Consider the following 10,283-nt stretch of genomic DNA (forward strand, 5'->3'; position numbering starts at 1 on the left):
ATTATGCTAATGATTTACTTTACCTATCATTTTATCATGCATAATTTCAATATTTCTAATGTCTATCCAAGCTACTGGATAGTGTATATCGGAATTACCATGGGTGCCATAACATCAAGCGTTCATGGAATTACTGAAATCGGATTTTGCTTTTTCATTGTAGGATTTATAGCAATGCTAATTACATTCCCTCTAGTAGTATACAGATATCTAACCTGTCCAGATGTTCCTGATGTAAACAAACCACTAATATGTATTTTTACTGCAGTTTTAAGCATATTAATTGTTGGATATCTGAATTCTGCACAAACAGTATCAAATGAATTTGTTATTGTCCTTTATGTTTTAGCATGCGTATTCTATGTCTTTTCACTGTTGAAATTCATCCAATACAGAAATCTTGATTTCTATCCAAGTTTTTCAGCATTCACATTTCCATTTGTAATCAGCGCACTTGCAACGAAAGGGATTAATGCAAAAATAGGTTCCAATTTGATTTTAACTAACTTATTGAGTGTGGAAACAGCAATAGCTATTGTTATTGTAGTCTATATCCTATTGAGATATATGAATTTTTTAAAAAATAGTGAAAGTAGAAATTAATCTACTTAATTTTTATTGATTAGTCTTACTTTTTTAGGAGAAACGATGATTAGATCCTTATCATCTGTTCTTGCAAGCAGTAATGCCTGAGCACCATATCTTGTTCTCATCTGCTTGATTTTTTCACCAGCCAATTTAAAATTAGCTGCACTTTCTCTTTCTAAAAATGACAAATCCAAAATAACAGGATTTTTTTCTTCTAAAACCTGATCAACAACATAATTAATGTCATCAATAGTTTTTGGCCTAATTAAAATAATTTCATAAAATGACTGTTCAGGAGTAATCACCTCATACTCGTCATAAGCAGGAGTTGGATTAGGGTTAGGTGCCCTTCTTTGTTGAGGACGATTTTGTTGAGGGTGATTTTGTTGAGTTGGATGTTGCTGTGCAGGTTTGTTTTCATTCTTTGTGAGATTATTAATCATTTTGGAAAGGTTATCAAGAGCGCTTTCATGATTGCCGTCAAGATTTGCTGGTTTTTCTGGTTCTTCGAAGCCTAAACTTCTTTTTATTGTATCTGTAAAACTCATTTCTAACTACTCCTCTAAATATTCAAAAATAGCATCTAATAATTTGTCAGCACCGTTATTGTAAACATCCTCTGTAGGCAAATCATATTTTGACTCGAAGTATTCAGGGCATAAATCTAAGCTGGCATTCTTAAAGTTAACTGATAGGCCAACAACTTTTGTAGGCTCAACAGCTTCAATAGCCCTTATTTCTTCTTCAATACCACGAGGTTCTCTGTATGGGTGATTTGGCCTGTGTCCAACAATAACTGCATCTGGAGAAGCACCAATTAAAATTGCTGCTGACAAACCTCTTGGATGAGGATTGCCTTTCTCGGTTAAGCTGGACTGACCTTCAATAAAAATAATATCTGGTTTTTTAGTTTCTTCAGCATATTTGATTGCAGATAAAACTGCTGCTGGAACATCCATAGCAGATAAACTTCCAGCTCTGAAATTAAAATCAGTAGGTTCTTCCAATCCCATTTCATCAGTGGATATAATTGCAGGAGTTAAACCTCTTTTTGATGCTGCAAGACCAAGCATTTTAGTGGTGGTTCTTTTACCACATTCCTGGGATGTGCCTCCAACGAAAATTACAGGAGCATTAGGAGTATAAGATATTTTTGGTAAAACTTCACATGATTTTTCAGGAGCGACTCCAGCTATTTTCTCTACAACATCTAATCTTGGACCAATATCCTTTATAACAAGATTTTTTGAATCAGCAAATTTCTTTAAAGACAAGTTATCTTCAATTGATAAAGACCTGAAGGAAGTAATGACATTCAAACCGGCATCGATTGCTTGAACTGCATATTTCAAAGCAGACCCTTCTGCACCAATAGGCAACATAATAACAAGTGACTTTGCATTTGGAGCACTCTTCAAACACTGTTGTAAGCTATCTGATACCATAAGATTACAAAATTGTTTTCCTTGTTTTTTCTCATCATCATCGATGAATCCCACTGTCTCTATACCTTCAAGATTGGAGAATTTTTCACCTCCTCCACCACATCCAACTACGATGAATGGATTTAAATCTTGAATTTCTTTTACTGATTTTACTGAATACAAAAATTTCACCCCTATCCTATAATTTATAACTTATAACTAAATCATGTAAATTTATTATCCTAATTTTTCAAAAAAAAATTTTCAAAAAATGATATTATAATTATTTATAAATTTTCACATTAATAAATGTATAATGTTTTATGCTACATAAGACAAAATAATATTATAAAATTTAATATGGAAAATTATTATCAGGGAGAGATTAACATGAGAAAACCTTATGTTATACTTATTGGAAGCGCATCCGGTATTGGAAAGTCAACAATAGCTGCAGAATTGGCCAAAGCATTAAACATTAAGCATTTGATTGAAAGTGATTTTATACGGGCAGTGGTAAGGGGAATTATTGGAAAAGAATATGCACCAGCACTCCATAGCTCATCTTATGATGCATATAAACATTTAAGAAATAGGGATCGTTTCAAAAGTTACGATGAACTGGTGTCTGCAGGTTTTGATGAGCATGCCGCTTCAGTAATTCCGGGTTTGGAAAAGATTATTCAAAGGGCCATCACAGATTATGATGACATCATCATTGAAGGCGTTCATTTAGTTCCGGGACTCATCAACATTGAACAGTTCAGGGACTATGCAAACATTTACTTTTTCATATTGAGCTCCGATGAGGAATCCCACAAAGAAAGGTTCGTTAAAAGAGCCGTTCAAATTCACAGAGGTGGAAAACAGCTTGATTTCTTTAGGGAAAATAGAATTATACATGACCACCTGTTAATGCAAGCAAAAGCACATGATATAAATGTAATTAAAGCCGAAGCCATTGATAAAACCCTTGATAAGATTTTAGCAATCATCAACAAATCATGCACAACAATCAATCTCATCAATAATGTCGATGAATTAGCAGATGTTATTGATATAATCATTAATAAGAATAACGGAAGCATGGAAAAAGTTGTCTATAACATTAAAGGATTTAAAGAACCGTTAATCCGAAACGTTAATGTCAGCGATATTGAATCTGCAAAAAGATTTATCGACAATCTTGAAAAGGATGAAAGCAAAAAAGAATATCTGAATGAATTATATAATTTGTCCGAATATAGGAAAACAACCATATGTGCTTCCAATCAGGAAAAACTAGACGAAATCATTAACGAATTAACTGAAAAAGGATATGTTTCAAATGAATGAAGATCAATTAACTGAAATGATTATTAAATGTCCCGCCTGCTCCGTTGAAGGAAAGGCAAAGTCAATAATGAAAGAGCTTGAAATACCACATTTTGGAAAAGTTCTTGAAACATCAATTCAATGTCCGGAATGCGGATTTAAGCACAGCGACATTATTGCCCTTGAGCAGAATGAACCTGCAAAATATGTTCTGGAGATAAATAAAAATACATTAACCGTCCGAGTCGTCAGGTCCCAATCCGCTACCGTTTCAATTCCCGAAATTGGTGTTAAAGTGGAACCTGGCCCAAAATCTGAAGGCTATGTAACCAATGTCGAAGGTATTCTCAACCGTTTTGAAGATGCAGTTAAAAAAGCTTTGAATCTTTTCGATGACGAACCTTCCCAAATCAATGGTAAAAATACTCTAAACAAAATTCAGGAACTTAAAAAAGGAAATGGAACTGCAACCCTCATTATTCAGGATCCATTCGGACAAAGTAAAATTGTCAGCGATAGTGCTGAAATTTTGGAAATTCCCGAAGAGGAATTGAACGAGTTAAAAACAGGCTTTAGTCATATTGAAGACAAGTGATGGCGTAACCAGAATTTAATTTTGACGGACACGGCAAATATTTATAATAACAATTTAACAAATACACAATTATGAAAGAACTTGAAAAAATGCAAGCAGGGCTTGAATATTGCTATGACGATGAAGAAGTATCCTTAATGAAATTGCATGCTATTGAAAATGCCAACATATTCAATTCAATTGCAGACGATGATTTGGATAAGCAATATGAAGTATTGAGTGAGATTTTAGGTTCTGTTGGTGAAAAAGTCTGGATTGCAAAAAGATTCTGTTTTGATAACGGGAAAAACATCCACATTGGAAATAATTTTACAGCAAACTTTAATTTAACAATTCTTGATGTTAAAGAAGTTTATATTGGAGACAATGTGATGATTGGTCCAAATACCACCATTACAACCGCTACACACCCCATAACCCCTAAAGGCAGACGTGCACATTTGGCCCAAGGAAAAACCATTAGAATCGGGAATGACGTGTGGTTAGGTGCTAATGTTACCGTTCTTCCAGGAGTTACCATTGGAAATAATGTTGTAATCGGTGCAGGTGCAGTTGTCAATAAAGATATTCCGGACAATTCCCTTGCAGTAGGCGTTCCGGCCCGTGTTATTAAAAAAATAGAGAATGACCTCTAAATCAATTAAAATACCACTATAATAGCTAATTTGGGAAGCACATCCATTAAAAATCAATTAAAACTCGATGTGACAATCTGACAAAATTTAATTTTGGCAGATTCCATTAAAAGAAGAAAATATTTTTTTAATTATATAATCTTCATACTTTTTTTAAATAGCTAAAACATATTCACCATTTGAAATTTAATCAAAACAAATATATCCTATTTTTAACACAAATATGTATCAACATATATTACTATTATTGGAGGAAATAATATTGCTAAACAAAAAGATAATGATACTGACAATATTTTTAGTAAGTCTACTGGCTGTTTCGGCAGTATGTGCAGCGGACAATACTACAAATGACATTGCAAGTGCGGATAATGATAAAGATGGAATATCATTATCAGAAATTTCCAATGAGGATGAAGAAACATTAAGCAGTTTTTCATCCAATTCTGTTGAAATAAGTGATGATACCACTGAATTGACATATGACGAATATGATTATGACGACGACTATTATGACGACAGCTATTATGACGAAGACGATTATGGCGACGACTATTATGACGACAGCTATTATGACGAAAACGATTATGGCGACGACTATTATGACGAAAACGATTATGATAATGTTTATGTTGAGTCATTGAATGGAAATTATGGTGAAAAAAATATCATTAAATATGGCTGGACAGGTAATTTAAACGGTTATTTTGAAATTTATAAAGGCAATACCCTGTTATATCAAAAAGAATTATATTCAAATGGTTATAATAATCACGATGAAACTTATGATGGTTCAGCTATAAAGTCTGCCGGCACCTATAAAGCTCAGATATGTGATGAATATGATGACATATTAGCACAGGCAACCATAAAAATCAATAAAGCTAAAACACATACCCTTGCCCGTTCTTTTTCATCCAAAATAGGTTCAAAAGAATATATTATTGCGGGAATATCCGACCCGAATGAAGAAAAGATATACGAAACTTCAGGAACCGCTAAAATTAAAATTGCTGGAAAAACATACACTACTAAATTTAAAAAAGGATTGGCTTATATATTAATTAAATTGCCATTGAAAGCAAAAACTTATAAATGTACTGTTAAATTTTTAGGAAACAGCAATTATAAAGCTAGTTCCGGCAAGTTTACTATTAAATTAAATAACGGTAAAGTCGTAATATTGAAAAAGAATAAACAGGTTAAAGTAGGCAAATATACTGTAAAACTCAAATCAAATCACTATAAATCATTGGTTAAAGCATTTAAGAAAGATAAATCTAAAACTCTTGACTTTAAAACCAAATATAAATACAAAGTTAAAGTACCATACACTAAAACCGTGAAAAAATATAAAACTACTAAAGCAGTTAAAACTTTGTATGGAGTATCATATTTGCCAATGATTAATAGGATGTATTCCAATGGCTGGACAAAAGTATCCGAATATACTTACACCAAAGCAAATCCTCAAAATAAATATGGTATTGGATTAAGTGCATACACCTATGCAGTATGTAAATGGGTAAAAGTATCTTATAAAACTGCATATAAAACAAAATATTATCCTGTTAAAGCATACATTTCATATAAAAAATCAACTACATTGCCGTTAATCGAATTGTATGCAAATGGAAAAACTATAACTTGGAAATATATGGCAATTGCATGATTAGATAAATATGACGTATTTATCTAATTTTTTTATTTTTGGAGTAGAAAATGGAACACAAAAATATAATCATCATATTAGTTGTAATAATTATTGCTCTTGCGGCAGGTTTAGGCGTGTTGCTTTCACAACAAAACACTCAGGAGCATACAAATGTCGAAACCAACCAAACCGAAGAAACTAACATACAGGAATCTTCAAGTACACCAGATACCATAACAGTAGAATTGCCCGAATTTGACAAAACCTACACCGGAACCGCTGGCGAATACACAGTCAAAGCAAGCAAATGGATGGGATCTAAAGTTGGAGGATTTGAAGTTTACCTCTACAAAAACGGAGAACAAGTATATAAAGACTCCTATATGTCCAGAGCATATTTCTACATGGATGGAGAATGGAAATGGAGCGAATGGGGTAACGGTCAGGGCGCAGAACACCATAAGTATCCTGTGAGCAACGGAGTTGAAATCCAAAAAGTAGAAGTTAAATTTTAATTAAAAATACTAACCAGTAGTTGCAATTTGCATCTACTACTATTTTTTTATATTTTCGTTAACGAGTAAAAAAAAATAATAGAATAAGAAGGAAGTGATTTTTTCCTTCTTCTTGAGAAGAAAAAGTTTATTCTTCTTCCTCTTCTTCATCAAGGGTTGTTGTGAAGTTTGTAAATGTGTCTTCTTCAACAACATCTTTTAATTTTAATGTTTTTTGAACATCCATAGCTAATGCATTACAATCTGCTTTAATAGCTTCTAAATGTAATAAAATTCTTTCTTTTTCTTGGTTGATTCTTTCAATGTTGGTGTATGGGTATGTAGATTCTTTAAGCATCTCATACTCAATAGTTGTGTATGGGTATTCATTTAATTGTTTACAAACATTTTTTAAGACTTCTCCTAAAAATTTGTTCATTTCAACTTTTACCCTTTCACGAATCATTTTGTCATCATCAAGATTTTCTTTCATTAAACGTACTACTTCCGCTTTAGCAAAAGGCAATTTTTCTTCTTCATCAACATATTCTTCAGAAGTTTCTATAATTTCTTCATCTGCCATTATTACACCTCGTTTAATAATTAAAAATATTGATTCATCAAGTAAAATATTAAAAAAAATATTATTTCATCAATATCTAACTATAACTTTATCATAAGTTTTATTTAAAGGTTTTGATTTAATTGAAGAAACGGAGCATTATTCGACCAGTTTTTTAATCAAATATAAAAATAATTACTCGTAAAATTAATAATTTTGATACTTGCGAAATTTTGAAAAATCGTTTTAAAAAAATAAAAATTAGTAGCCCGAAGGCTACTTAAAATTATCTTTTCTTCAATATATTGTTACCATACAATGCACCCATCGTAAACACAAACAGCAATATAATTACCATAATAGGATTTCCAGATTCGTAATTTTCTAAAATGGACTTAGCATACATCCTGATATTATCATCAGAGTGATTATGTTTACTGTTTTTAGGCACATCATTATGTTTCTGTTTTTCAACAACATTAACAGTAACGGTATCATTATTGTTAGATAAATCCGGATCGTAGTTGTCATTTGTAGCAACAACTTTATTCTGTGCACTTCCAGCTTTAGTTACCATTGCTTTGATTTTTAAAAATGCTGAACGGCCTGAATCCAATAAATCGAGAGACCATACATCATTTACTTTATCAAAGTCGCCTGCACTGGCATGGAATGACAACAATTCAAGTGAATCATCCATTATTTCACTAACTCTAACGTTTTCTGCCACATCAGGACCTTTATTTGTTAATTTAATTGAAAAATTAACTATATCCCCCACGACATACTTATATTTGGAAACTGTTTTTGTAACTGATATGTCGCTTGCAGGGTATACATACAGATAAGATTCATCCTCATTGTTTTCCGGATTAGGATCTGCTTCATATCCCCAGATAGAAGCGACATTTACAAAATCGCCTGTCTTTTCTATTTTACAGATAATGTCCAACTGTTTAGATTCACCACTGTCCAAATATCCTATATCCCATATGGAATCCTCATATAAGTCATCACCATAAACATCAACGACAGTCAGTCCTTCAGGGATTACATCACGAACAACAACTTCAGTTGCCTCATTAGGACCATAGTTGGAAGCTATTAATGTCCATTTTACCAAATCAAGATAATTTGCACTAGACACATTGATTAATTTTACTACAGCCAAGTCCGCAAGAGGATTTACTGTTATTGAATCATTATCCTGGTTGTTTGATTCATTCCAGTCATATTGTGAAGGCACAACCCTTGCAACGTTTACAGTATCCCTTAAAGTTTTAACAATACAACGGATAACAATTGATTCACTGTCTCCGATATTCAAATGGTCAAGATACCACATTCCTTCACCATAGCTGCCTGAAGTGCATGTATAGTCGACAAATTCCAAACCTTCAGGCAATTCATCTATTACAAATATCTCATTACTGTCATCAGGTCCGTTATTTGTTACTGTGACTGACCATTCAATCATATCTCCAAAGTAAGGATTTGAATCATTTACGCTTTTGACTACGCAAAGGTCGGAGGATTTTGGAACAAATACAGTAGCATTGTTCTTGTTATTGGACAGGTTATGGTCATATTCATTTCCACTAATGTTAACCATGTTGGTCAATTTACCGGTTTTATTGACATAACATATTAATTCAAGTGTTTGGGTTTCACCTTTTTCAAGGCAGCACACTGACCATAATCCATTATCATAAAATCCTTTGCTTGCAGTATAATTTATTAAATGCAATCCTTCAGGAAGGATATCATCAACAAGAACTCCAGTTGCCTTATTAGGCCCATTGTTTTTAGCTATTATTGTCCATTTAACTGATTGATGATATTCCACTTCAGACTGATTTACTAATTTTATTATTGATAAATCAGATGCATTTGCAACTTTAACAGATTCATTGTCCTTATTATTGGATTTATTCAGGTCAAATTCTTTTCCGGTTACAGAAACATTATTGACGAATAAACCTGTGCCGTTTACATTGGTAATTACTGTTAAAGTTTTCATTTGACCTTTGTTAATGTTTCCAACAGTCCATACGCCAGTATTGTGATTGTATTTGCCAGATGAATCATCACTAACCCAAACTAAAGATTCAGGAAGTAGATCCTGTACAATAACACCTGTTGCAGTATCCGGACCGTTGTTGACGACATTGATTGTCCATTTAACAGTGTCTGCGAAATTTGGTTCTGAATTGTTGACGGTTTTTGATACCTTCAGGTCAGATGCCGGCTTTACAGTTATTGATGCATTGGCTATATTGTTAGCAGGATTTTGATCATACTCATTGCCTTTCACACTGGCCACATTAACATAACTGCCGGTAATATCAGCCCTAGTATAGATTTTAACACTAACACTGCCTCCAACAGCCAAATTACCAACCTCAACAACACCATTACTGTAAGGTCTAGAGGAATTCAAATAAACAAAACCTCTCGGCAAAGTATCCGAAATCCTAACGCCGGTAGCAGCATCCGGACCAAAATTAGTAACAGTCAAAGTCCAGCAGACAATGTCAGTATAGTTAACAACACCCGGACTAACAGTCTTTACAATACCCAAATCAGATGCTGGCTTAACTGTAACTGTTTTTGTTGCATTGTTGTTAGTCCTATCCCAATCAAATTCATTTCCAGTAACGGAAACAATGTTTTTAATTGAGCCTGTTGCATTAACTTTTGAAATGATGTTTAAATTGACACTGCTTCCTTTGTTCAAGGTTCCAATATTCCATTTTCCAGTGTTGCGATTGTATTTTCCGGATGAATCATCACTAACCCAAACTAAAGATTTAGGAAGTAAATCACTGACAGTTACACCAGTAGCAGTATCCGGACCATTATTTTTTACTGTTATTGTCCATTTTACCAGTTCATGGAGATTGACAACTGACACATTGGAAACTTTTGTTACCTGCAAGTCTGCTGCAGGCTTTACGGTTACTGATGCATCAGCCCTATCGTTAGCAGGATTGTAATCATACTCATTACCTTTCACA

At 33.2% G+C, this 10,283-nt stretch carries 10 protein-coding genes; 6 read left to right on the forward strand and 4 right to left on the reverse strand.

Annotated features, from left to right (window positions below; all coding sequences use genetic code 11):
* Positions 1 to 603: hypothetical protein (locus ACJMLH_RS06490; protein WP_405275904.1), on the forward strand; the 603-nt coding region annotated here is incomplete at its 5' end.
* Positions 604 to 608: 5 nt separating this feature from the next.
* Here the strand turns inward: ACJMLH_RS06490 and ACJMLH_RS06495 are convergent.
* Positions 609 to 1,136 (reverse strand): hypothetical protein, encoded by a 528-nt coding sequence (locus tag ACJMLH_RS06495; protein ID WP_405275906.1) that lies wholly within the window; start codon positions 1,134 to 1,136, stop codon positions 609 to 611.
* Between the two features lie 6 nt (positions 1,137 to 1,142).
* Positions 1,143 to 2,195: a DUF1611 domain-containing protein gene (locus tag ACJMLH_RS06500; RefSeq protein ID WP_405275908.1), complete on the reverse strand. Its 1,053-nt coding sequence runs from the start codon at positions 2,193 to 2,195 to the stop codon at positions 1,143 to 1,145.
* A gap of 207 nt (positions 2,196 to 2,402) precedes the next feature.
* Here ACJMLH_RS06500 and ACJMLH_RS06505 point away from each other — a divergent pair, with 207 nt between their 5' ends.
* From ACJMLH_RS06505 to ACJMLH_RS06525, 5 genes are all read left to right on the forward strand, one after another.
* Positions 2,403 to 3,347: a 3H domain-containing protein gene (locus ACJMLH_RS06505; protein WP_405275910.1), complete on the forward strand. Its 945-nt coding sequence runs from the start codon at positions 2,403 to 2,405 to the stop codon at positions 3,345 to 3,347.
* Positions 3,340 to 3,921, forward strand: a complete 582-nt coding sequence (locus tag ACJMLH_RS06510; RefSeq protein ID WP_405275912.1) for a ZPR1 zinc finger domain-containing protein — start codon at positions 3,340 to 3,342, stop codon at positions 3,919 to 3,921. The genes ACJMLH_RS06505 and ACJMLH_RS06510 overlap by 8 nt, the downstream gene beginning before the upstream one ends.
* Positions 3,922 to 3,989: 68 nt before the next feature.
* On the forward strand, positions 3,990 to 4,556 hold the full coding sequence (locus ACJMLH_RS06515; RefSeq protein ID WP_405275922.1) for a sugar O-acetyltransferase: 567 nt from the start codon (positions 3,990 to 3,992) through the stop codon (positions 4,554 to 4,556).
* A gap of 262 nt (positions 4,557 to 4,818) precedes the next feature.
* On the forward strand, positions 4,819 to 6,228 hold the full coding sequence (locus ACJMLH_RS06520; RefSeq protein ID WP_405275914.1) for a hypothetical protein: 1,410 nt from the start codon (positions 4,819 to 4,821) through the stop codon (positions 6,226 to 6,228).
* A 50-nt stretch (positions 6,229 to 6,278) separates the two neighbouring features.
* Positions 6,279 to 6,725: a hypothetical protein gene (locus tag ACJMLH_RS06525; protein WP_405275916.1), complete on the forward strand. Its 447-nt coding sequence runs from the start codon at positions 6,279 to 6,281 to the stop codon at positions 6,723 to 6,725.
* A gap of 127 nt (positions 6,726 to 6,852) precedes the next feature.
* On the opposite strand, the gene ACJMLH_RS06530 is transcribed toward ACJMLH_RS06525, so the two are convergent.
* Positions 6,853 to 7,287 carry a hypothetical protein gene (locus ACJMLH_RS06530; protein ID WP_405275918.1) on the reverse strand — a complete coding sequence of 145 codons (435 nt, stop codon included), beginning with the start codon at positions 7,285 to 7,287 and terminating at the stop codon, positions 6,853 to 6,855.
* A gap of 265 nt (positions 7,288 to 7,552) precedes the next feature.
* Positions 7,553 to 10,283: DUF11 domain-containing protein (locus tag ACJMLH_RS06535; protein ID WP_405275920.1), on the reverse strand; the 2,731-nt coding region annotated here is incomplete at its 5' end.

This window comes from Methanobrevibacter sp. (assembly GCF_045116495.1).
In the GTDB taxonomy this organism is placed as follows: domain Archaea; phylum Methanobacteriota; class Methanobacteria; order Methanobacteriales; family Methanobacteriaceae; genus Methanocatella.

Bases quoted from the DNA above. Each gene is read 5' to 3' on its own strand.
- ACJMLH_RS06510 (WP_405275912.1), top strand. From the start codon at position 3,340: ATGAATGAAGATCAATTAACTGAAATGATTATTAAATGTCCCGCCTGC.
- ACJMLH_RS06525 (WP_405275916.1), top strand. From the start codon at position 6,279: ATGGAACACAAAAATATAATCATCATATTAGTTGTAATAATTATTGCT.
- ACJMLH_RS06530 (WP_405275918.1), bottom strand. From the start codon at position 7,287: ATGGCAGATGAAGAAATTATAGAAACTTCTGAAGAATATGTTGATGAA.
- ACJMLH_RS06495 (WP_405275906.1), bottom strand. From the start codon at position 1,136: ATGAGTTTTACAGATACAATAAAAAGAAGTTTAGGCTTCGAAGAACCA.
- ACJMLH_RS06505 (WP_405275910.1), top strand. From the start codon at position 2,403: ATGAGAAAACCTTATGTTATACTTATTGGAAGCGCATCCGGTATTGGA.